The 21,254-nt window shown below is 66.5% G+C and carries 22 protein-coding genes; 10 read left to right on the top strand and 12 right to left on the bottom strand.

The window, feature by feature from the left end; all coding sequences use genetic code 11:
- Positions 1-3: 3 nt before the first annotated feature.
- Both tmk and KQ693_RS00595 read right to left on the bottom strand, forming a co-directional pair.
- Entirely contained in the window at positions 4-603 is a 600-nt protein-coding gene (gene tmk / locus KQ693_RS00600) for a dTMP kinase (RefSeq protein ID WP_267261609.1), read from the bottom strand.
- Positions 600-1,328, bottom strand: a complete 729-nt coding sequence (locus KQ693_RS00595; protein WP_015718006.1) for a Nif3-like dinuclear metal center hexameric protein — start codon at positions 1,326-1,328, stop codon at positions 600-602. Before KQ693_RS00595 ends, tmk begins: the two co-directional genes overlap by 4 nt.
- A 65-nt stretch (positions 1,329-1,393) precedes the next feature.
- Between KQ693_RS00595 and KQ693_RS00590 the strand changes: the two genes are divergently transcribed.
- On the top strand, positions 1,394-3,202 hold the full coding sequence (locus tag KQ693_RS00590; protein ID WP_267261608.1) for a S9 family peptidase: 1,809 nt from the start codon (positions 1,394-1,396) through the stop codon (positions 3,200-3,202).
- Between the two features lie 48 nt (positions 3,203-3,250).
- Here the strand turns inward: KQ693_RS00590 and KQ693_RS00585 are convergent, their stop codons facing one another.
- Genes KQ693_RS00585 through KQ693_RS00560 form a run of 6 tightly spaced genes read right to left on the bottom strand, consistent with a single transcriptional unit; the run spans position 3,251 to position 5,525 of the window.
- Positions 3,251-3,517 (bottom strand): DUF3467 domain-containing protein, encoded by a 267-nt coding sequence (locus KQ693_RS00585; protein WP_015718004.1) that lies wholly within the window; start codon positions 3,515-3,517, stop codon positions 3,251-3,253.
- Positions 3,514-3,864 carry a roadblock/LC7 domain-containing protein gene (locus KQ693_RS00580; RefSeq protein ID WP_371180293.1) on the bottom strand — a complete coding sequence of 117 codons (351 nt, stop codon included), beginning with the start codon at positions 3,862-3,864 and terminating at the stop codon, positions 3,514-3,516. The genes KQ693_RS00585 and KQ693_RS00580 overlap by 4 nt, the downstream gene beginning before the upstream one ends.
- Before the next feature lie 13 nt (positions 3,865-3,877).
- Positions 3,878-4,207 (bottom strand): roadblock/LC7 domain-containing protein, encoded by a 330-nt coding sequence (locus tag KQ693_RS00575; protein ID WP_015718002.1) that lies wholly within the window; start codon positions 4,205-4,207, stop codon positions 3,878-3,880.
- A complete protein-coding gene (locus KQ693_RS00570) occupies positions 4,195-4,605 on the bottom strand; it encodes a roadblock/LC7 domain-containing protein (protein ID WP_219759641.1) in 411 nt (136 codons plus the stop codon). Before KQ693_RS00570 ends, KQ693_RS00575 begins: the two co-directional genes overlap by 13 nt.
- A 16-nt stretch (positions 4,606-4,621) precedes the next feature.
- Entirely contained in the window at positions 4,622-5,206 is a 585-nt protein-coding gene (gene recR / locus KQ693_RS00565) for a recombination mediator RecR (RefSeq protein ID WP_267261607.1), read from the bottom strand.
- Between the two features lies 1 nt (position 5,207).
- A complete protein-coding gene (locus KQ693_RS00560; RefSeq protein WP_105316954.1) occupies positions 5,208-5,525 on the bottom strand; it encodes a YbaB/EbfC family nucleoid-associated protein in 318 nt (105 codons plus the stop codon).
- A 30-nt stretch (positions 5,526-5,555) separates the two neighbouring features.
- On the opposite strand from KQ693_RS00560, the gene hemB reads away from it, so the two are divergent.
- Positions 5,556-6,536, top strand: a complete 981-nt coding sequence (hemB, locus tag KQ693_RS00555) for a porphobilinogen synthase (protein WP_267261606.1) — start codon at positions 5,556-5,558, stop codon at positions 6,534-6,536.
- A gap of 1 nt (position 6,537) precedes the next feature.
- On the opposite strand, the gene KQ693_RS00550 is transcribed toward hemB, so the two are convergent.
- Positions 6,538-7,743 (bottom strand): MFS transporter, encoded by a 1,206-nt coding sequence (locus tag KQ693_RS00550; RefSeq protein ID WP_219759638.1) that lies wholly within the window; start codon positions 7,741-7,743, stop codon positions 6,538-6,540.
- Between the two features lie 41 nt (positions 7,744-7,784).
- Positions 7,785-9,536 (bottom strand): hypothetical protein, encoded by a 1,752-nt coding sequence (locus KQ693_RS00545; protein WP_267261605.1) that lies wholly within the window; start codon positions 9,534-9,536, stop codon positions 7,785-7,787.
- Positions 9,537-9,559: 23 nt separating this feature from the next.
- Here KQ693_RS00545 and KQ693_RS00540 point away from each other — a divergent pair, with 23 nt between their 5' ends.
- The 8 genes from KQ693_RS00540 (at position 9,560) to KQ693_RS00505 (ending at position 20,316) form a co-directional block, all read left to right on the top strand.
- Complete coding sequence (locus tag KQ693_RS00540) at positions 9,560-10,315, top strand: PP2C family protein-serine/threonine phosphatase (RefSeq protein WP_015717995.1); 756 nt, start codon at positions 9,560-9,562, stop codon at positions 10,313-10,315.
- Positions 10,315-12,270, top strand: coding sequence for a protein kinase domain-containing protein (locus KQ693_RS00535; protein WP_015717994.1), 1,956 nt, complete (start codon positions 10,315-10,317; stop codon positions 12,268-12,270). Before KQ693_RS00540 ends, KQ693_RS00535 begins: the two co-directional genes overlap by 1 nt.
- Positions 12,267-12,920 (top strand): response regulator transcription factor, encoded by a 654-nt coding sequence (locus tag KQ693_RS00530; RefSeq protein ID WP_015717993.1) that lies wholly within the window; start codon positions 12,267-12,269, stop codon positions 12,918-12,920. Before KQ693_RS00535 ends, KQ693_RS00530 begins: the two co-directional genes overlap by 4 nt.
- Complete coding sequence (locus KQ693_RS00525) at positions 12,895-14,199, top strand: sensor histidine kinase (RefSeq protein WP_015717992.1); 1,305 nt, start codon at positions 12,895-12,897, stop codon at positions 14,197-14,199. The genes KQ693_RS00530 and KQ693_RS00525 overlap by 26 nt, the downstream gene beginning before the upstream one ends.
- Positions 14,200-14,223: 24 nt before the next feature.
- Complete coding sequence (locus tag KQ693_RS00520; RefSeq protein ID WP_015717991.1) at positions 14,224-14,802, top strand: hypothetical protein; 579 nt, start codon at positions 14,224-14,226, stop codon at positions 14,800-14,802.
- Positions 14,803-14,908: 106 nt separating this feature from the next.
- The gene (locus KQ693_RS00515) at positions 14,909-15,346 is read left to right on the top strand and encodes a hypothetical protein (RefSeq protein WP_038031287.1); all 438 of its coding nucleotides are present in this window, start codon (positions 14,909-14,911) and stop codon (positions 15,344-15,346) included.
- A gap of 144 nt (positions 15,347-15,490) precedes the next feature.
- A complete protein-coding gene (locus tag KQ693_RS00510) occupies positions 15,491-17,701 on the top strand; it encodes a PD-(D/E)XK nuclease family protein (RefSeq protein WP_015717989.1) in 2,211 nt (736 codons plus the stop codon).
- A complete protein-coding gene (locus KQ693_RS00505; RefSeq protein ID WP_267261604.1) occupies positions 17,698-20,316 on the top strand; it encodes a UvrD-helicase domain-containing protein in 2,619 nt (872 codons plus the stop codon). Before KQ693_RS00510 ends, KQ693_RS00505 begins: the two co-directional genes overlap by 4 nt.
- On the opposite strand, the gene rpsI is transcribed toward KQ693_RS00505, so the two are convergent.
- Both rpsI and rplM read right to left on the bottom strand, forming a co-directional pair.
- Complete coding sequence (gene rpsI, locus KQ693_RS00500) at positions 20,313-20,699, bottom strand: 30S ribosomal protein S9 (RefSeq protein WP_015717987.1); 387 nt, start codon at positions 20,697-20,699, stop codon at positions 20,313-20,315. The two genes, KQ693_RS00505 and rpsI, sit on opposite strands and share 4 nt — an antisense overlap.
- On the bottom strand, positions 20,699-21,130 hold the full coding sequence (gene rplM / locus KQ693_RS00495; RefSeq protein ID WP_015717986.1) for a 50S ribosomal protein L13: 432 nt from the start codon (positions 21,128-21,130) through the stop codon (positions 20,699-20,701). Before rplM ends, rpsI begins: the two co-directional genes overlap by 1 nt.
- Positions 21,131-21,254 lie beyond the last annotated feature (124 nt).

Below are 21,254 nucleotides of genomic sequence, written 5' to 3'. Positions count from 1 at the left end.
TCATTATGGCAGAAGGGGAAGGATGCCGCTTTGAATGGCGGCCTGCACCTCCTCCACGGGTCGGGTGGCATCCAGCACCCTGAAGCGCTCGGGTTCCGCCGCCGCCAGCTCGAGGTAGCCTTGGCGTACCCGCTGGAAGAAGGGTAGCCCCATCCTTTCCAGGCGGTCCGGGGCCGATACCCGCTTAAGGGCTTCCTCCGGGGGCAGGTCCAGAAGGAAGGTGAGGTGGGGTTTCAAGCTCAGGGTGGCCTCCTTGGCCACCTCCTTAAGCCAGGGGAGGGGAAGGCCTTGGCCATAACCCTGGTAGGCCAGGCTGGAGTCCAGGTAGCGGTCGGAGATGACCCAAAAGCCCTCCTCCAGGGCGGGAAGGATCACCTTGCGCACATGCTCCGCCCGGTCGGCGCTGAAGAGGAGGTACTCGGCTTCCGGGGAAAGGGCTTCTCCCTTTAAAAGGAGGTCCCGCACCCCGGGAAGCCCCCCGCCGGGCTCCCGGGTCAGGCGCACTTTTATCCCCTTTTCCTCCAGGAACTGGGCCAGGAGCCGGGCCTGGGTGGTTTTGCCCGAGCCGTCCAGGCCCTCGAGGGTGAGGAAGAAGCCCTTCATAGCCCTGTGGGATGGTCCAGGAAGACCCAGGGCAGGCCGAAGCGGGCCTCCAGGTGCCGGGCCAGGGCCTTGACCCCGAAGACCTCGGTGTCGTAGTGGCCGGCGTAGATGACGTTTAGGCCCCGCTCAAAGGTTTCGTGGAAGACGCTATGCTTGGGTTCCCCGGTGATGAAGAGGTCCGTGTCCACCTGGCCGATGAGGCTCGCTGCCCCGCCGGATACGATGGTCACCGTTTCCACCAGGCCTTTGCCCCCTTGGTGGACCAAGGGCTGCATCCCGGTGAGCTGGCCCAGCATGTCCGCCACCTGGACCAAGGGAGTGGGAAGGGGAAAGCGTCCTTTCACCCCCACGTCGAAGGGCTCCAGCTCCACCAGGCCTAGGGCCCGGGCCAGCTCGTGGTTGTTGCCCACCTCAGGGTGGGCGTCCAGGGGAAGGTGGGCGGCGTAGAGGTTGATGCCCCCTTGGAAGAGGAGTTCCAGGCGGCGCTTGTGGTGGCCCACGATGGGAAAGGGTTTGCCCCAGAAAAGCCCGTGGTGGACCAGGAGGAAGTCCACCCCCTCCTCGAGGGCCTTCTGGAAGATGGCCTCGGCGGCGTCCACCGCCGCCCCCACCTTGCGCACCTCCTTCTTTCCCTCCACCTGCAGGCCGTTTAAGGAAAGGTCCTGGGGGAAGTCCTTCAGGCGCAGGTACGTGTCCAGGTAGCGCACCAGCTCGTCCCGGTCCATGGCGCCCAGCTTACCGGAAAGGCGGACCTGGGGGCAGGCGAATGACCGGTCAGTATTATGGAGGCATGGAACCGGAAATCCTTTTCAAGCTCCGCTTCCTGTCGGACCTCACCCCTGGCCCCGATGGCTTCCCCCTTTTCCTGCTGACCGATATCCAGGAGGGGGACCCGCCCCGGTACCGCTCGAGGCTGGCCCTTTTTGACGGCACCTTGCGCTTTCTCACCCAGGAGGAAGCCAAAAAGCCCCGCTATGCCCATCCTTACGTCTACTTCCTGCGCAAGGTGGGGGAAGTCCAGGAGCTTTTCCGCCTGGACCTAAGGGGTGGGGAGGCGGAGAGGCTTACGGAAACCCCGGGGGTCTTGGACTACGCCCTAGGTCCTGAAGGGGAGGTGGTTTTCCTGGCCCTGAAGGAGGCTCCCAAGCCGGGTAGCCCCCGCGTGTACGAGGGGTGGCCCTTCAAGTTCGACGGCCGGGGCCTCCTGCCCGAGGGGAATGTGGCCCTTTATGCCCTCGAGGAGGGTCAGCAGAAACTTCTTCTGGACCGCTACCCCGTCCCTAAAGAGATGGTGCCTTCCCCCGAAGGGCTCTACCTGGTGATGGCCGAGGATAAGGGGGCGCAGGCGGAGTGGCGGGATACCCTCTACCTGCTTAAGGAAGGCAGGTTGCAAAAGGTCTACGGCGGCTTTGGCCCCATCTTTGCCCTGGAGTGGAGCCCGGAAGGGCTTTTCTTCCTGGGCCACGCCTTTGAACAGGGAGGGGGCACGGAAGCCCGGCTTTACCACCTGCATGGCGGGGGGGTTCGGGTTCTCTTCGAGGGTAGCCTGCACAACTCCATCAACTCCGATCTCCGCCACGGGGCCCATACCCAGGGGCCCAGGTGGGCCGGGAATGGGGTCTATATCGTGCGCACGGAGGAGGGAACGGGAAGGCTTTACCGGGTGGGCCTCGAGGGGGAGGCCGAGGCCCTGCCCGTGGAGGGGAGCGTCCTCTCCTTTGCCCACACGGAGCGGGGCCTCTTCCTCCTCATCGAGGACTTTACCCATCCGGCCCGGCTTTGGGGTCCCCTGGGGGTCTACGACCCCAACGAGGGGGTTTCCCTGCCCCTGGCCGAGCCCATCTACACCGAGTGGCCGAGCCCGGAAGGGCACCGGGTGCCGGGGTGGGTCCTGCTTCCGGAAGGGCAAGGACCCCACCCGGTCATCCTGTACATCCACGGGGGGCCCCACACCGCCTTTGGGCGGGCACCCATGCTGGAGCTCCAGCTCTTCCGCCAGGCGGGGTATGCGGTGGCCTTTGCCAATCCAAGGGGGTCCACCGGCTACGGCCAGGACTTCACCCTGCTCCAGGGGGAATGGGGGGAGCGGGACGAGCGAGACCTCCTGGGCTTCTTGGACCACGTTCTGGCCCGCTTCCCCCTGGATCCTGGCCGCGTGGGGGTGGCGGGGGGAAGCTACGGGGGCTATATGGTGAACTGGCTCACCGCCCGCCACCCCGGTCGCTTCAAGGCGGCGGTCACCGACCGGAGCATCGCCAACTGGTTCAGCTTCTTCGGGGCCAGTGACATCGGTCCCCGCTACACCTTCATGGAGCTTATGGCCAGGCCCTGGGAGAGGGCGGAAGTGCTTTGGGAGAAAAGCCCCTTGCGCTATGTCCACCAGGTGCGGACGCCCACCCTGGTGGTCCATTCCGAGCAGGACCACCGCTGCCCTATAGACCAGGGGGAAACCTGGTACACCGCCCTCCTCCACCTGGGGGTGAAGGCCCGCTTTTTCCGGGTACCCGAGGAGGGGCACGAGCTTTCCCGCTCCGGAAGGCCAGACCGCAGGATCGCCCGGCTCAAGGCCTACTTGGACTGGTGGCGGGAAAACCTCTAGGGCTACCCCGCCCTGGCACAAGCCAGGGCGGGGACCCGTGGCATTCCTTTAGGCCTGGCTTTCCGCCACCGGCTCGGGAATGGGGCCGAAGGTTTCCTCGTACCGGGCCACGTTTTCCGCCAGGCTCCGGAGAAGGGCCTTGGCGTGCTGGGGGCTCGTGATCACCCGGCTGACCACCATGGCCCCGCCCTGGGGTTGCAACAAGGCGAAGTCCAGGATGAACTCGTTCTTGGTATGGGCGATGAGGGCCAGGTTGGTGTACCGGCCCAGGGCCACGTCCTTGTCGATTTGGATGTCCAGCTTTAGCTCGCTCATCGAAGCGCCTCCTCCAACTTGGGTACGGCCCTTTTCAAGGCTAGGCGTACCCGCCCCAGGCTTCTCACGCTGTCCAGAAGAAGGAGCAGGTGATAGCCAGGAAGGGGCACCAGTAGCAGGGCCCCCTCGGGGTACTCTACCATGACCTCCTCCACCCCTTCCTGGCCCAGGGTCTGGGCCAGGGCCTTGGCGGTGCCCAGCACCGTGGCCGCCCGGGCAGAAAGAAGGCTGGCCTCCGGGGCATCCCCTTCCCGGGCCTCTTCCACCACGAACCCGTCCTCGCTGAGGAGGGCGGCCACCCGTACCCCCTTGGTGGCCTTGAGTTCCTGTAGGGCTTGCTCCACCATGCCTCCTTAACCGTCAGAGGTTCTGCACCTTAAGGGCGATGCGGGTTAACTCCTGGCCCACGGCCTTGCGGTCCATGCCCCGCTCGATGACCGCCCCCAGGACGTACTCCCCCACCCTGAGGGCCAGGATCTCGTGGTTTTCCGTGGCCAGGGTGAAGCGGCGCACCTCCCCGGAGAGGGCTTCCGCCAAGGGGGTCATGTGCCGCACCAGGGAGGCCAGCTCCGCCGCCAGAACCTCAGCCGGGGGGTTGCCCCGGCCCAGGGCCTCGATGACCAGGCCGTCCAGGCCCGTGAGCACCGCCCTCTTGACGCCAAAGGGGGCCAGGCTCTCTAGGTAGGCCATCCCGCCACCTCCGCCAGCTTTTCCACGGCCTTGGCTGTTTGCAGGCGCGCCTGGCCCAGGTTGGCTTCCGGTGCCATGAGAAGAAGGAGGAAAAGTTCCTCGTGTCCCTTGCCTCGAGGCACGGGTCCCTGGGGTCGTGGGCCTGCCCTACGCACCACGTGGACATAGCCTACCACGGGGTGGCCCCCCACCAAAAGCTCGTGCACCCGGGGGGTGCCCAGGCTTCCGGCGTAGGCGGCCTTGGCCTGGCGCAAAAGGGCGGCGTGCTCCGCCACGGCCGCCTCGAGGTCCACCCGCCTGCGCCTGGCTCCTTCCACCAGGAGCCCGTCCAGGGTGCCGATGGCGGCGGCAAAGGCCCCCTCCACCTGGTCCAGGAGGTGTTGCAGAAGCTCCTCCATGCCCTTTCCCCAGGGCCTAAAGGGGTTTCCTCCCCTCCAGGGCCCGGCCTAAGGTTACCTCATCCACGTACTCCAGGCTTCCCCCCACGGGGAGGCCGTAGGCCAGGCGGCTGGCCCTGATCCCCCGGCGCTTGAGCTCCTCCGCCAGGAAGAGGGCGGTGGCCTCCCCCTCTACGGTCATGGAGGTGGCCAGGACCACCTCCTCCACCCTGGAAAGCCTAGGCCAGAGGCTTTCCAGGTTGAGCTCCCTTGGACCCACTCCTTCCAAGGGGTTCAAGGCCCCACCCAGCACGTGGTAAAGCCCGTGGAACTCCCCGCTCCGTTCCAGGGCGTACAGGTCGGAGACCGTTTCCACCACGGCGATCACCGACCGGTCCCGGCTTTCGTCCTGGCAGATGGGGCAAAGTTCCCCCTCCGCCAGGTTGCCGCAGACCCGGCAGACGCCCAGGGCCTCGAGGCCCGCCAGGGCCCTTTCCAGCTCCTCGGCCTCCTCCCGGTGGAAGGCCAGGTGAAGGGAGAGCTTCTGGGCCGTCTTGGGGCCGATCCCAGGTAGGCGGGAGAGGGCGCGGGTGAGCTTAAGGAGGCTTTCCGGGTACCTCATCCTAGAAGAGCTTGCCCAGCATCTGCCCCACGCCGCCAAGCTCCCGGGCCATCTCCTTCTCCGAAAGCTCGTGGGCCTTTCTCTGGGCGTCCTGGATGGCCACCAGCAGGAGGTCTTCCAGGCCCTCGAGGTCCTCTTGGAAGTTCGTGAGCACCTCGGGCTTCAGGCGGACCGCCAGGATCTTGCCGTGGCCGTTGGCTTCCACCTCCACCAGGCCCTGGGCCGTGCCCACCACGGTCATGGTTTCCAGCCGCTCCTGGATCTCGGCGGCTTTCTTCTGGGCTTTCTGCGCTTCCTTCAAGAGCTTCTGCAGGTTCATGCTCCCTCCTCCCTGAGTATAGTGGAAGGCATGGAGCGCCCAAGAAGGCTGCGTTCGCCCCTTTTAAGGCCCTTGGTGGCGGAGGTGGAGCTTAGCCCGAGGCACCTGGTCCTGCCGGTCTTTGTGAAGGAGGGAGGGGAGCCGGAGGAGGTTTCCTCCATGCCCGGGGTCTTCCGGCATCCCCTGGCCCAGCTGCCCCGCTTGGCGGAGGAGGTGCTCAAGGCGGGCCTGGGCGGGGTGATTCTCTTCGGCGTGTTGCCCGAGGAAGAGAAGGATTCCCTGGGGCATGGAGCCTATGCGGAAGAGGGCATCGTCCAGCGGGCCATCCGCCTTCTGAAGCGGGAGTTTCCCGAACTTCTCGTCATGGCCGACACCTGCCTTTGCGAGTACACGGACCACGGCCACTGCGGGGTGGTGCGGGAAGGTCCCTTGGGGTTTTACGTGGATAATGACGCCACCCTGGAGCTTTTGGCCAAGACCGCCCTTTCCCAGGCCCAGGCGGGGGCGGATGTGGTGGCCCCCAGCGCCATGATGGACGGGCAGGTCAAGGCCATCCGGGAGGCCTTGGACCAGGGGGGTTTTGCCCACGTGCCCATCCTTTCCTATGCGGTGAAGTACGCCTCCGCCTTCTACGGCCCCTTCCGGGAGGCGGCAGGGAGCGCCCCCCAGTTCGGGGACCGTACGGGCTACCAGATGGACCCGAGGGCTGGCCTCTGGGATGCCTTGCGGGAGGCCAGCCTGGATGACCTCGAGGGGGCCGACATGCTCATGGTCAAGCCGGCCCTTCCCTACCTGGACGTGCTTTTTGCCCTTAAGGGGCGGTTTTCCAAGCCCCTTTTCGCCTACCAGGTATCCGGGGAGTACGCCATGCTGAAGGCGGCAAGCCAAAGGGGCTGGCTGGACGAAAGGAGGGCGGTTCTGGAAAGCCTTTACGCCCTAAGGCGGGCTGGGGCCCAGGGGATCCTTACCTACTACGCCTTGGAAGTGGCCCGCTGGCTGAAGGAAGCCTAGGTCAAGCTTCCTGGGTTTGGCGGGTTTCCTGGGGTGCGGGGATGCCCCCGGTGAGGAGGGTATAGCCTGCCGCCAGGCTCACCATGGCCCCTGCCAGCAGGAAGACGCGGGGGGCTCCCATCCATCCCTCCAAGGCTCCGCCCCACAGGGTGCCCAGGAGAACGGCGGCGTTCATCACCGCACTGAAGGCGGCAAAGATCCGTCCCCGCATCTCCTGGGGGGTGTTGAGCTGCAGGATGGAGCGGGCGGGGACGATGAAGGCCATGTTGAGGAAGCCGCTTACGAGGAAGGCCAGGAGCACCCAGGCGAAGAGGGGGAAGGCTCCGATGGAGGCTTCAAAGAGGCCAAAGAGGAAAAGCCCCAGGAGGAAAAGCCTCTCCCGGGGAAGGCGCTTTAGGAGATAGGGGATGGCAAGCCCCCCCAGAATGGCCCCTAAAGCCATGGCCGCTTCCATAAAGCCGAATCCCGCCGAGCCCACCTCGAGCCACTTGATGGCCAGCACCACCCCCAGGGCAGTTTCCACGGAGCCGAAAGCAGCAGCCATGAAGAGGGTGCCCACCGCCCGGCGGAGGGCGGGATGGCCTGCGAGGTGGCCGATTCCCTCCTTCACCCGGGCGAAGAAGGTCGCCTTGGGAAGCCTTTGGGGCTTTAGGGAAGGGAGACCCGACAGGATAAGCCCCGAGGCCAGGTAGGTGGCGGCATCCAAATAGAAGGCAAAGGCAGGCCCCACCGCCGCCACCAGCACCCCGGCCGCCCCTACGAAAAGCACCTCGGAAAGACGGTCGGCAAGAAGCACCAGGCTGTTGGCCTCGTCCACCTCTTCCTTGGGGACCAGGTCCGGGACCACGGCGTTTTGGATGGGGTCATGGAGGTCCCGCAGGAGTTCGATCAGGAAGACTAGAAGAAGCAAGATGGGAAGGCTCTTGGCCCCAAGGAGAGGGATAAGGGCCACCAGGGGAGCCCGAAGGAGGTCGGACCACACCAGGAGCCGCTTGCGGTCCTGGGTGTCAGCCCAGGCGGAAAGGAGGGGGGAGAAGACCACGGTGCCCACAAGCTGGACTCCCAGGACCAAGGAAACCCAAAGGGCGTTTTTCGTGAGTAGATAGACCAGCACCAGGAGGGCTACCCGGTGCACCTTGCTCCCCGCCTGGGAAACCAGGTAGGAGAGGATCAGCCGGGCAAAGACTTTGTGCCGCAAAACTTTCATACTACCCCCTTGCTCGGGAGTATACCAGGAATGGCTTTAAGTCAAGGGTTCGCCATGACCAGATACGCAAGCCGCCTTCCCTCCCGGGCCAGGATCACGGTTCCTTCGGGGAGGCGGTAGACCAGGAGGTCCTTGAGCCTTTGGGGTACCTCGCCTGCCTGGCCCACGTAAAGGACGTCCTCCTGGGGGTCGCCGGAAGGGGCGTTCCTGGGACGCAGGGAGAGGACGGTTTGTCCCACCTTGAGGGCCAGGGGTTCGGCCCCGATGGAAAGCAGGTGCACTTCCCCCCCCAGGGTTTCCCGGGTGGGGGGGCGACGGCCCAAGTACTCCCTTAAGGCCTCCGCCAAAACCAGGGCTTCCCGCTCCTGCCCCAGGGCCTGGCCCACCTCCTTGAGGAGGGGGGTGGGGTCCGCCCCGCCCAGGCGTTTCAGGGCGAGCTCCAAAACCTTGCGGGCGAAGTCCTGCAGGGCTTCCCAGGGGGCCTGGCGGTACTTCTCCGCCAGCTCGGGGCCAAAGGCCTGGGGGCTGAACTCGCCTTTCAAGCGGGCGGAAAGGGCCCTGAGGAGGCGCAGGTAGACGTAGTCCTGGTTGGGGCTTAGGAGAAGGGCCAGCATCCGCCCCTCGGCCAGGAGCTCGTAAAGCCTGAGCCCGCTTCGCGCCTCGAGCCTCAGGTGGAGGAGATCCCCCTCCCGCACCGCCAGGACCTCGAGGTCCTCCCAGGGGATCACCAGGGTATCCTCCAGCACATAATCCTCCCCGCCCAAACCCAGGTGCCAGGTCCCTTCCACCTGGCTTAGGGTGAGGGTGAGGGGTCCCAAGGGGATCCGGCCTGGCCTCAGGGGCAAGGTAAGGAGACTTTCCTCCCCCTGGCCGGGCTCGGGAACCCGGGGCCAGGGGGTCTCCCCTTGCGGGGTGGGGAGCAGGTTCAGGAGGGCGATGACCTTTTCCAGGGCCACGCGGAAGCGGCGCCCTTCTTCTTCCAAGAGGAGCTCCCGCCGCCTTTCCTCCTGGGCCTCTTTCCTAAGGCGTTCTTCCAGCCTGGCGATCTCCAGGGCGCTCGCCCCCAGGCGCTTGGCTTCCTCCAGGGCTTTTTTCAAGGACATGAGGTCCCGCTTGGGGGGGAGGCCGTAGGCGTCGTCCCACTCCAGGATGCGGTTCAGGAAGCGGCGGATATAGGTGCGGGTTTCCTCAGGGGGCAGGGGGAGGTCCTTCGGCAGGTGCAGGGCGGTTTCCAGAAACTCCATCACCAGGGCCTCGGCCACCTTGGGGTCCTCGAGGTCCATTAGGCTATCGGAAAGAGAGGGGATGGGGTGGGTGGGGTGGAAGCGGGAGAGGTTGAAGTCCCTCTTGAAGGTTTCCTTTTCCCGGTACTCCAGGTAGTTCTGCAAGAAGGCGTGGATGAGCCTGAGTTCTTCCCGCCTCCCCGCCAGGAGGTCCTTGGCCCGGGCCTTGGCCTCCCGCTCTGCCAGGAGGCGCCATACCTTTAAGGCGATGGCCCGCAAGGGGGAAGGCTTTTGGGTGGCAGGGGGTTCCTCTAGGTTCTCCAGGGCCGGGGTGGGGAGGTCCAGGGAAGGGGGCTCCGGGGGCGGGGAAGGGGTAAGGCTTTGCCGCAGGGCCCGGAAGCGGGCATCGGCCTGGCGGAAGCGCTTGGCCAAAGGCCCTGGCAGGCGGGTTTGGATGAGGAAGGCCCTCAGTTGTAAAAGAGCCCTCTTCCCCCCCTTAGGGGTGCGGCCTGCGGCCAGGTCCTCTACCCGGTACTCGTAGAGGTCCACCAGGTCGGCCAGGTGCTCCACCCATTCATCCTATAATGGGTCCGATGCGCCTTGCTCCCCGGTACAGCGTGGCCGCGGTCTCCCACGTGGGCCGCCGCCAGAACAACGAGGACTTCCACCGGGTGATGCGCCTCGAGGTCCCCCAGGGTAACCTCCTCCTCCTGGCGGTGGCCGACGGCATGGGGGGGATGGAGGCAGGGGAGTGGGCCAGCAAGGTGGCCATAGAGGCTATTTCCGAGGCAGTGCGGGCCTATGCGGAGCACCTGAAGGGAGGCCGGCCAGCGGTGGGCCTCTCCAAGGTGATGGAGAAGGCCTTCACCCTGGCGGCCAGGCGGGTGGAGAAGGAGGCGGAAAGGCTTGGGAAGAAGGGCATGGGCACCACCCTCACCGCCTTCCTCTATGCGGACTGGCTCAAGGAGGGGGTGGTGGGGCACATCGGGGACTCCCGGGCCTACCACCTCACCCCCAAGGGGCTTAAGCGGCTCACCGAGGATCACTCCTGGGTGGCGGAGCGCTTGAGGGAAGGGGTTCTGACCCGCACGGAGGCCGAGCGCCATCCCTACCGCAACGTCCTCACCCGGGCCTTGGGCCTGCCGGAAGCTCGCTTTGACCTCAAGGAGGTGCACTTGGGTCCGGGGGAAGGGGTGCTTTTGGTCACGGATGGGCTTTACGGCCTAGTGCCCGAGGAGGAGTGGGTCTTGGGCAAGGACCTGCAGGCGAGCCTCGAGGGGCTCCTGGCCGAGGCTTTGCGTCGGGGCGGGGACGACAACGTCACCGCCGTGGCCTTACGGGTGGAGTGATGCAGGGGCTTCTGGCCTTCCTCCTGGTTCTCCTCACCGCAGCCCTGGCCTCTCGCCTTTCCCCTTGGCCCCTTTGGTTCCTCCTGCTCCTCCTCTCGGGAGCCGCCTGGGCCACGGGGGCCCGGGCGGAGGTGGTTTTCCCCTGGCTGCTTATGGGCCTGGGGTTGCTGGCCTCACCCCGGGTCTACCTGGGTCCCCGGCGGAGGGTTCAAAGGCGTTCCCGTACCCAGGGACGGGCTTCCTCCGGTTCCAAGACCACGGAGGAGGCCCGGGCTCTGGAGAAGCAGTACGAGATCCTGGAGAAGGTGGGCGTGGGGGGCATGGCCACCGTGTACAAGGCCAAGGATAGGAAAACCGGCCGCCTGGTGGCCCTCAAGGTTCCCCAGGAGCGCTTTGTGGGCGACCCCCGCTTCGTGCGCCGCTTCCACCGGGAAGCGGAGGTCCTGGCCAAGATGGACCATCCCAACATCGTCAAGGTCTACGACCATGGCCAGGTGGATGGAGTGCACTTCATCGCCATGGAGTACCTGGAGGGGGAGGGTCTGGACAAGCTTATAGAGGAAAGGCGCCTTTCCCTGAAGCAGGCGGCGGCCATCCTCGCCCGGGTGGCCGATGCCCTTAAGCACATCCACGCCCAGGGGATCGTCCACCGGGACATCAAGCCGGGGAACATCATGGTGCTCAAAGGGGCCCTCAGGGAGGATGGCGTGGACCCCAGGGGGGTGCGGCTCATGGACTTTGGCATCGCCGCCGGTAAGGTGCTCACCCGCCTCACCATCACCGGGGCTCGCATCGGCACCCCGGTCTACATGAGTCCGGAACAGGCCAAGGGCCAGAAGCTGGACCACCGCTCGGACATCTACTCCCTGGGTATCGTTCTCTACGAGGCCCTCACCGGCCAGCCCCCCTTCACCGGGGGGTATGAGACGGTGATTCACCAGCAGATCTTCCAGGTGCCCACCCCTCCTAAGCAGCTCAATCCCCAGATTCCCCAGGTTCTTTCCGACTTGGTCTTGAAGATGCTGGAGAAGGACCCGGCCAAGCGCCCCTCCTTGGACGAGGTGATCCAGGGCCTTTCCGCCTCCTGGGAGGAGGAGCGGGGCCTGCCCCACCCCTTCTACCTGCTCTTGGGGGTGGAGGCCAAAAAGGGCACGGTGCGGCTTCTGGACCTTTCCGGTACCGCTGCCCGGCTCCTTTCCGGCATTGGCTCGGGGCCGGGTTACTTCCCAGCTCCTCCCCTCTCCGTGGCCGCCGATGGGGAGGGGGGCATCTGGATCTCGGTTTTTGAGCACGGGGCCAAGCTCCTTCACCGCTTTTCCCCGGAAGGGGAGCTCCTCCTTTCCGCCGGGCCTTACGGCATGAAGCCCGGGGAGTTCCTCTTTCCCGCGGCCCTGGCGGTGGCCAACGGTAGCCTGTTTGTCCTGGACTCGGAGACCGCCACGGTGAGCCGGCTCGATTTGAAGGGGCAGTACCAGGAGCGCTTTGGCGGCCAGGGGCCGGGCCGGGGCACCTTCCAGGATCCCAAGGCCCTGGCGGCCACGCCGGAGTTCCTTTTCGTCCTGGACTACGGCAACCGCCAGGTGCAACGCCTGGCCCTGGATGGGCGCTACCTTTCCCGTTATGCCTTCCGCCGTTCCAAGGAAAGCGAGGAGCTGAGGCTTCTCGGTGGGGTGGGGGTGGAGGGGGAGAGGCTTTACCTCTACGATGTGGAGGCGGCCAAGGTGCGGGTGCTGGATCTGGCGGGATCCCTTCTCGCCTCCTACAGCCTGCCCCTGTTGGAGGGGGAGGACCGCATGAGCCTGGTGGAGCTTCTGCCCTTCGGGGGCATTCTCTATGCGGCCAGGCGCGGGGCGAGCCGCATCCATCGCATAGACCTGAAGACCGGGGAGGCCCTGCCGCCCTTGGAGGTGTACGCCCCCGTGCGGGCCCTGGCCCTTTGGCGGAACCCGGCATGAGGGTGCTTCTGGTGGAGGACGACCCAGGGGTTCGGGAGGCCTTGGAGCTTGGGCTTTCCCTCGAGGGGCACGAGGTCAAGGCCACGGAAAGCCCAAAGGAAGCCCTAAGCCTCCTTCCCTGGGCGGAGGTGGTGATTTTGGACGTGCTTCTGCCCGAAAGGGATGGCTTTTCCCTGCTTAAGGATATCCGGGCTCGCTCGGAGGTGCCCGTGCTGATGCTTACCGCCTTGGATGCGGTGGAGTGGCGGGTGAAGGGCCTCAAGGAGGGGGCGGACGACTACCTGGTCAAGCCCTATAGCCTCTCCGAGCTCCTGGCCCGCCTCGAGGCCCTCTGGCGCCGCGCCCATAGGGGGAAGGAGGCCCCGGAAGTTTTGGCCTACAAGGACCTGAGGCTTTATCCCAGGCGCATGGAGGCCTTCCGGGGGGAGAGGAGGCTTTCCCTTCCCCCCAAGGCGTTCCTCCTCCTGAAGGCTTTTCTGGAGTCCCCGGAGGAGGTGCTTTCTAAGGAGGCTTTGATGCTGAGGGTCTGGGGGGAGGAGGTGGATCCCGCCACCTTGGAGGTGCACCTCTCCCTCTTAAGGAAGGCCCTGGGGGAGCCCAACCCCATCCAGACGGTGCGCGGCTATGGCTACCGCCTTTTCCTCCCTTAGGGGGAGGCTTTTTGCCCTTCTCTTCCTGGCCCTCTTGCTTCTGGCCCTGCCCCTGGCCTTTCTTTCCGCCAGGGAGGCGGAAGGAGCGGCCAGCGAGGACCTGCGCCGGGCCCTTTACACCCGGCTTTACCTCCTTGGGGAGGAGGGACCTGGAGAAGAGGAGGCCCTTCTTCTTGAGCTTTTCCGCCTGGCCCAGGTCTATGGGGGCGGCACGGGCTTCGTGATAGGGAAGGAGGGGGTGGCCTTCACCGAGGTGCCCTCCCCCAACCTTCCCCCTGGTCTCCTCGAGGCCCTTGCTCAGGGACGAGCCTACCAGGGAGTGTGGCGGGGGGTACTCTACGTGGCCCTGCCCCGGGAGGAGGGAGGGTTCGGCCTGGCGGTCCCCTTGGAGGGGGTCGCCGGCCTGGGGCGGAGGCTTCTCCTCCTCTACGCCACCTGGGGTGGAGGGGTGCTTTTGGCTATCTTTCTGCTTTCCGCCCTGGGGCTCGCTTGGGCCCTTCGCCCCCTGGGGCAGCTGGCCAAGCTCCTGGAGGCCCGGCGGCCTGAGGACCTAAGCCCTCTTCCCGACCCGGGCCTGGCGGAACTGAGGCCCTTGGTGGAGGCCTTAAACAGCCGCCTGGCCCAGGTGGGGGGGCTTCTTAGGGAGCTTTCCGAGAAGGAGGAGGCGGCCCGCCGGTTTGCCCGCCATGCCTCCCACGAGCTTCGCAATCCCCTGGCTGCCTTGAAGGGGTACTTGGAGGTGCTCCTGCGCAAGCCCGAGCCCAGGGCCCTCACCGGAGCCTTACGGGAGGCGGAAAGGATGGAGGCCTTGCTCTCCGGGCTCCTCAGGTTATCCCGCCTCGAGGCCACCTCCCCCAGGCTCATCCCCCTGGACCTGCGGGCTTTCCTGGGGGGATGGGGCCTGGAGGTGGAAGGGGAAGGCCAGGTTCTGGCGGACCCCGAGCTTCTCGCCCTGGCGGTGGAAAACGTGTTGGACAACGCCCGCCGCCACGGGAAGCTTCCCCTTAAGGCCAGAATCCAGCGGGACAAGGAGGGGGTTTGGCTTTGGCTTGTGGACTCCGGGCCCGGCTTCCCCAACGAGCTTTTGCCCCGGGCCCTGGAGCCCTTTGTCCATGGGGGAAAGGGCACGGGCCTCGGCCTCGCCTTGGTGGCGGCGGTGGCCCGGGCCCATGGGGGAAGGGCGTGGGTGGACAACCAGGACGGGGCGGCGGTGGGGCTCTACCTGCCTTTGGCTTCCCTTAAGGTTTCGCCCGATGCGCCCTTTAGCCAGAGGGGATAGCCTCCAGTTCGGAGGTGATAGGGAATGAAACAGGTGCTCATGGGTTTGGTTCTCCTGATGGCGGGCCTTTCCTTGGCCCAAGGCACGGATTACCAGCAGGCGGCGGTGGCCTCGGCGGCCTTGGCCAGGCTCCAGGCGGTGGCCCAGGGGGCCACGGGGGAGGAAAAGCTTCTCGCCTGGGCCAAGGAGGTGAAGGCTCGGGCGGAGAAGAGCTACGAGGCCAAGGCGTACTTCAAGGCGGCGCGGGAGGCCCAGGCCGCCCTTCTCCTTTTCCGGGCAGCCTCAGGGGAACCCCAGGTGCAGGCCCGGGGGCCGAGGCCAGCCCCCCGTATGGGGATGGGGATGCACCATCCCTTTGGACCCAGGGGCCATGCCTTTGCCCCGTGGGGTAAGGGGCGGCCGGGCCCGGATGCCCGCTTGACCCAGCGGGTCCCGAGTGTGGTGGACCGGGCGGAGAAGGAGCTCGCCTACTACCGGGCCCAGGACAGCCTGGTGAAGGATCTGGTGGCCGAGGCCAAGAATAGGCTTTCCAAGGAGCCTGGACGGGCCTTCCTGTTGGCCCGGGCGGCCTTGGCCCTGATCTCGGCGGAGCGGGGCTTCTAAGCCCACCCCACCCTGGCCAGGCCAGGGTGGGGACCCTGGTTAACCCCATCCCGGGACGGATATGGGCGAGAAGGGGTACAAGGCCAGACCGGTCAAACTGGGAAGGATGCGGTGGCTTGGGGTCTTCCTCCTCCTGGCCCTCGGGGGCTGGGCCCTGGGGGAGGAGGGCCCCAAGGGCTTTGGCCCCTCGCCCGAAGAGGTGCTGACCCAGTGCTTTAAGGTGGTGCGGACCCTCGAGGTCCAGGCCCTCTACCGGGAAGGGGATACCCTGGTCCTGGTCCTGGGCCAGCCGGTGGGGGAGAGGCCCCTGCTTCTCTTGGCCCTCGAGGGGGGCAGGCCCATGCCCTACATGGGCCCCATCCGCGGAAAGCCCATGCGGATGCGCCCCTTCTTCTTCCTGCGGGAGCTTTCCCTGGCCCGGCGGGTGCTGGTCCTGCCGGAGGGGTACCGCTGTTTCGTCCTCCACCGGGGGCGGGTGGTGGGGGTGTTGCGCCTGGGCTTGGATCTCACTCCCCTGCCCCTTTCCCCGGAAGCCATTCCCTGATATAGCGCCAACCTGGTTTTCGCCAGGTTGGAGGCCCCGGAAGATCCCTTCCGCAAGCCTTTTTCTTGGAGGGTGTAAGGGGTAGGGTTCGGCACGAAAGGGTATCACGGGTTCCCGGGCTTTCCGGTTTTAAAATGCCCCCATATGAAGCCGGGCCTCTATCCCCTCCTGGGCCCCCCCGCTTCGGGGAAGACCACCCTGGCCCGGGAATGGGCCCTGGAGGTCCTGAAGCGGCGGGGGAGGGTCTACTGGGTGGGCCTGCCCCACCAAAGGGCCTACGTGTACCGCCTTTTCGGGGGGGAAGGGGCGGTGCTGGGCCTGGAGTTCATGTCCTTCCAGGCCCTTTACTACCGGGTGCTGGCGGAGGTGGGCCGGCTTGGGCCCTTGCTTCCCGGGGCGGGAAGGGTGGCCCTGGTGGGGGAGGCCCTTAGAGACCTCTACGGGGAAGGGGTCGCCCCCGGGGAGGCCCGGCTTTTCGCCCGGGCCATTGCGGAACTCAAGCGCTTTGGCCTTTCCCCCTTCGCCCTGCCCAAGGAGGGGGAGGCGGGAAGGCTCAGGCGGGTTTACTTCGCCTACGAGCGCCTGAAGGAAAAGGCTTTGGACTACGACGATTTCCGCCACCGGGCGGGCCGCGTGCCCCTCCGCCTTTTCCCTAGGCCCGATCTGGTGGTGGTGGACGGCTTCCGGGAGGTGGGTCCTTTGGACCTCCGCTTCCTTAAGCGCCTGGCCCGGGAGGTACCCGTCCTCCTCACCCTGGAGCTTCTTCCGGAGGGGCTGGAACCCTGGCAGACCCTTTCCCAAAGGCCGGTGAAGAAGGAGGTCTGGGCCCTGGCCAACCCGGTGGAGGAGGCTCGCCACCTCCTGAGGGCCCTCAAGCGGGCTTTGGCTTCGAGGGACCTGGGGGGCGAGGGTTTGGACCCCTTTGAGGTGATGGTGGTGGCCCCGGAGGACCGCATCCCTGGGCTTCTCCTCTTTCAGGACGAGTACGGCTTGCCCCTTTACGACGGGCGGGAGGGGGCCTTGGCGGACACGGAGGAGGGGGAAAGGGTCCTGGCCCTCCTGAACCCCATGCCCACCGGGCGGGACCTTCTGGCCCTGGGGTTTTCCGCCCTGGGCCGGAGGGCCCTGCGGCTTGGGCTTGCGGGGGAAGAGGCCCTGGCGCTTTTGGCGGAAAGGGAGGGCTTGCTTCAGGAATGGCAGGCGTTTTTGGCCCTGCGCACTCCCGGGCCTGATCTCCTGGCCTGGGCGGAGGAGGTCTTGGAGCGGCTTGGGGTGGCGGCCAAGGAGCTCTTCCTCTCCCGGCTTCGCCTGGCTTTGCGGGCGGATGGGCGAAACCCCTTGGCCTGGTGGCGGAGCCTCCTTCTGGATGAGGCCCTGCCTAAAGAACCCCTCCGGGGGGTGGCCCTCCTCCCCCCGCTTCGGGCCATGGGGGTGCGGGCCAGGCGGGTTTACGTGCTGGACTGGGTGGCGGGGCGCTACACCCTGGGAGAAGGGGAGGACTACTTCCTTTTGGAGGAGTTGCGGGAGCGGGGGCTTCTCAGGAGGCTCCCTCGGCGCCTCCGGGGCCTTGACCCCCTTTTCCTCCAGGCGCTTTCCACCCGGGGGGAGGAGGTCTATCTCCTCTACCCAGAGGCGGGACCTTCGGGGGCCTACGAACCCCTGGAGAAGGGAATGAGGCCCGAGCCCCTGCTGCCTTCAGGCCGCCTCGAGGCCCTGCCGGAGGAATCCTTCACCCCACCCCTCCCCACCTCCCACGCCCCCCCAGCCCACCTGGAGGTTCTCCGCCGCCACGGGGAGTGCCCCTTTCGGACCTATCTGGAGCGCTTTCCCCTTCGCCCGGAGGATGGGGCCTTGGGCTGGCACCTCTTCCCCGAGAGGGTAGACGAGCTTTCCCAGCATCCGGAGGTGGGTCCTTGGCTGGCTCTCCACCAGGAGCACCTAAAGGGCATGGTCTTTTGGGCTCGCTGGCCGGGGGAGCGCTTCACCCTGCGCCTGGACGGGGTGCGCCGGGAAGCAGGGGGGCGGGTGGTACACCTCTACCGCCTCCTCCCCCCAGGGGGGGATCCCGATCTGAGCCCCCGGCGGCGCTGGACGGAGTGGTACGCCCTCGGGGCCTTTTTGCGGAGGAAGGAGGTGGAGGAGGTCCACCTCTGGACCTGGGCCTTTCTGGGGGAACCCCGTCCTTACCGCAAGAACCCCTACCGCAAGGGGGACAGGCCTCCCCAGCTGGAGGAGGTTCGGGCGCTTGTGAAGGAGGCGCTTCCTCGCTGGGGAAAAGGGGGGTTTTCCCCGAGGCCCGGCTACCACTGCTACGCCTGCGGTCTGGCGGACATCTGCCGCAAGGAGGAGGCATGAGGCTCTACGTGGCTTCCGCGGGCACGGGCAAGACCCACGCCCTGGTGGGGGAGCTCCTGGCGCTCTTGCGCCAGGGGGTGCCCCTCCGGCGCATGGCTGCCGTCACCTTCACCCGCAAGGCGGCGGAGGAGCTGAGGCGGCGCATCCAAGGCGAGGTGATCAGGCTCTCCTCCGCTTCTTGGGCAGAGGAGGCGCAGCGGGAGGTCTACGGGGCAGTCTTCACCACCATCCACGGCTTCATGGCCGAGGCCATCCGCCACACCGCCCCCCTCCTCTCCCTGGACCCGGACTTTGCCCTATTGGACGAGCTTTTGGCCGAAGCCCTCTTCCTGGAGGAGGCGCGAAGCCTCCTTTACCTGAAGGGCCTGGACCCAGCTCTGGAGGGGTCCCTCCTCGCCCTTTACCGGAAGCGCTCCCTGGCGGGGGCGTTTCGGGCCCTGCCCGGGGCGGAGGGGCTTCTTGAGCTGTTCCAGGAGGTCCTTTCCGGCTACCATCGGCGCACGCGGGAGGCCCTGGGGCCAGGGGACCTCGAGGCCCTGGCCCTTCGTCTCCTGGAACATCCCCAGGCGGTGAGAAGGGTGGTGGAGCGTTTTCCCTACCTCCTGGTGGACGAGTACCAGGATGTGAACCCCTTGCAGGGGCGGTTCTTCCGGGTCCTGGAGGAGGCGGGGGTGCAGGTGGTGGCCGTGGGGGATCCCAAGCAGTCCATCTACCTCTTCCGCAACGCCCGGGTGGAGGTCTTCCGCCAGGCCCTCAAGGAGGCGGCGGAGGTCCATCGCCTCGCCGAAACCCAGCGCCACGCCAAAGCGGTGGCACGCTTCCTGAACTGTTTCGTGGAGCGCTTTTTCCCCGAGCCCGAGCGGGTGCCGGTGGTGCCCTTAAGGGAGGAGGAGGGCCTGGTGGAGGTCCACTGGGTGGTGGGGGAGGGGGGCTTGCCGGAAAAACGGGAGAAGGAGGCGGCCCTTCTGGTGGAGCGGCTTGCGGCCCTCCAGGGCCAGGGCCATGCCTACCGGGAGATGGCGGTCCTGGTGCGGAGCCGGGCAAGCCTTCCCTTCCTGGAAAGGGCCTTCCGGGCCCTGGGGGTTCCTTACGTCCTCAGGCGGGGGCAGAGCTTCTTCAAGAGGCCCGAGGTGCGGGATGTCTACCACGCTTTGCGCCTCGCCCTGCTGGAGGGTCCCCCAAGCCCTGAGGAGCGCATTTCCCTCCTGGCTTTCCTGAGGGGTCCTTTCGTGGGGGTGGACCTCGGGCAGGTGGAGGAGGCCCTGCAGGCGGAAGATCCCCTTCCCCTCCTTCCCCCGGAGGTGCGGATGCGCCTGGATGGGCTCAAGACGCTTGCGGGCTTGCGTCCCCTCGAGGCCCTGAAGGCCCTTGTGCGGGACGAGGTCTTCCTAAGGCGGCTTTCCCGGAGGGCCCGGGCCAATCTGGACACCCTTCTCCTCCTGGCCGCGGAGGAGCGCTTCCCCGACCTCGAGGCCCTTTTGGAGTGGCTAAAAGTGCGGGCCGAGGACCCGGAAACCTCCGAGCTTCCCGAGGGGGGAGAAGGGGTGCAGCTCCTCACGGTCCACGCGGCCAAGGGCCTGGAGTGGCCGGTGGTGGCGGTCTTTGACCTCGCCCGCCACGAGGGAGGGAGGTCCGAACCCGTGCTGGTGGGCTTAGACGGCGAGGTGGCCCTGGAGGGGACGGAGGGGTACCAAAACCTGAGAAGGACCCTGGCCCGTGCCCAGGAGGAGGAGTCCCTGCGGCTCCTTTACGTGGCCCTCTCCCGGGCCAGGGACGTCCTCCTCCTCACGGGAAGCCTTTCCGAACGGCCTGGACCCTGGGCCGAGGCTCTCATGGACCTGGGCCTGGGGCCTGCGGACCAGGACCCCCTGGTGCACCGCCACCCCTTGGCGGGCCTTCCTCCCTTGCCCTCCCCCCCACTTCTTCCTGAACCCCAGCCCCCCGCCCCTTACGCGGAGCACCGCATCCCGTCCAAGCGCTTTCCCCCGGTCTTTTCCCCCAGCGCTTACCGCAAGGGGGAGGGGGAGCCTTTGGCTCTTTCCCAGGCCCTCGAGGCCGAAACCCTCCCCGAGTACCCCCGGGCCCTGGGCACCCTGGTGCACTACGCTTTAGCCCGCAACCTGCACCCGGGGGACGAGGAGGCCATGCGGGCCCTCCTCCTGCAGGAGGTGGTCTTCCCCTTCTCCGAGGAGGAGCAAAAGCGCCTCCTTGCGGAGGTGCGGCTCCTCCTTTGGAACCACCGGCGCATGCTGGGGGAAGTCCTTCCCGCTTTGGAAAGCCGGGAGGAGGACCACGCTGAGCTTCCCCTGGTCCTGCCCCTTGCGGGCACCGTCTGGTATGGGGTTCTGGACCGGCTTTACCGGGTGGGGGACAGGTGGTACCTGGAGGACTACAAGACCGACCAGAGGATGGCCCCGGAGCATTACCGCTTGCAGTTAGCCCTTTACTGGGAGGCGGTGCGGCGGGCCTGGGGGGTGGAAGCCGAGGCCCGTTTGGTCTATTTAAGGCACGAAAGGGTTCACGTCTTCTCGCCAGAGGAGCTTCAGGAGGCCCTTCGGGAGTTGGAAAAAGCCCCCGGGATCCTCTCCCAGGGGCTTGAGCCGGACCCTCTTTAGCGCTTGGAGTACTGGGGTGCCCGGCGGGCCTTGTGCTTGCCGTACTTCTTCCGCTCCACCACCCGCGCATCCCGGGTGAGGAAACCCAGGGGCTTCAGCTTGGCGCGGTAGTCGGGGTTGTACTGGAGAAGGGCCCGGGCCACCCCCAGCTTGATGGCGTCGATCTGGCCGCTCTTGCCGCCCCCCTTCACGGTGATGTAGGCGTCAAAGCGCCCCAGGGCATCCACGGCCCTCAGGGGCTCGAGGGCTGCCACCGCCCTTACCAAGCCCTGGAAATAGTCCTGGAAGTCCTGGCCGTTCACGGTGACCTTGCCGCTTCCGGGCCTCAAAAAGACCCGGGCCACCGCCTCCTTGCGCCTACCGGTGCCGTAGTACTGCTCCATCACTTGACCTCCAGCTTAACGGGTTTCTGGGCCTGGTGGGGATGGGTGGGGCCGGCGTAGACCTTGAGGCGCTTGAAGAGCCTCCGCCCCAGAGGCCCCTTGGGGAGCATGCCCTTTACCGCATGCTCCAGCACCCTCTCCGGGTGGGTGGCCAGCATCTTTTCCGCGGGGATCTCCTTCAGGCCCCCCTGGTAGCCGCTATACCGGGTATAGATCTTCTGCTTCAGCTTCTTGCCGGTGAGGCGGATCTTGTCGGCGTTGATCACCACCACGAAGTCGCCCATGGGAAGGTTGGGGGTCCAGTCGGGGCGGTGCTTGCCGCGTAGCAGAGTGGCGATCTGCGTGGCCAGCCGCCCTAAGGTTTTGCCCTCGGCGTCAATGAGAACCCACCGGGGTTCGATCTCCTTGGGTATGTACGTCTTGGGCTGCATGCGTTTGGGCCCTCCTTCAACTCTGTGTGCCAGGCACCATGTTCTTGCCGGGGGATCGGGGGACCCCGCAAGAACGCCAAAGAAAACTGTACCATAACCCCGGGGTCTTTTGCCAGATGTGGTA

The organism is Thermus brevis (assembly GCF_026427635.1).
Taxonomy (GTDB): Bacteria; Deinococcota; Deinococci; order Deinococcales; family Thermaceae; genus Thermus; species Thermus antranikianii.
The sequence above is the reverse complement of the archived record's forward strand: the minus strand, read 5'-3'. Positions and strand labels throughout refer to the sequence as shown.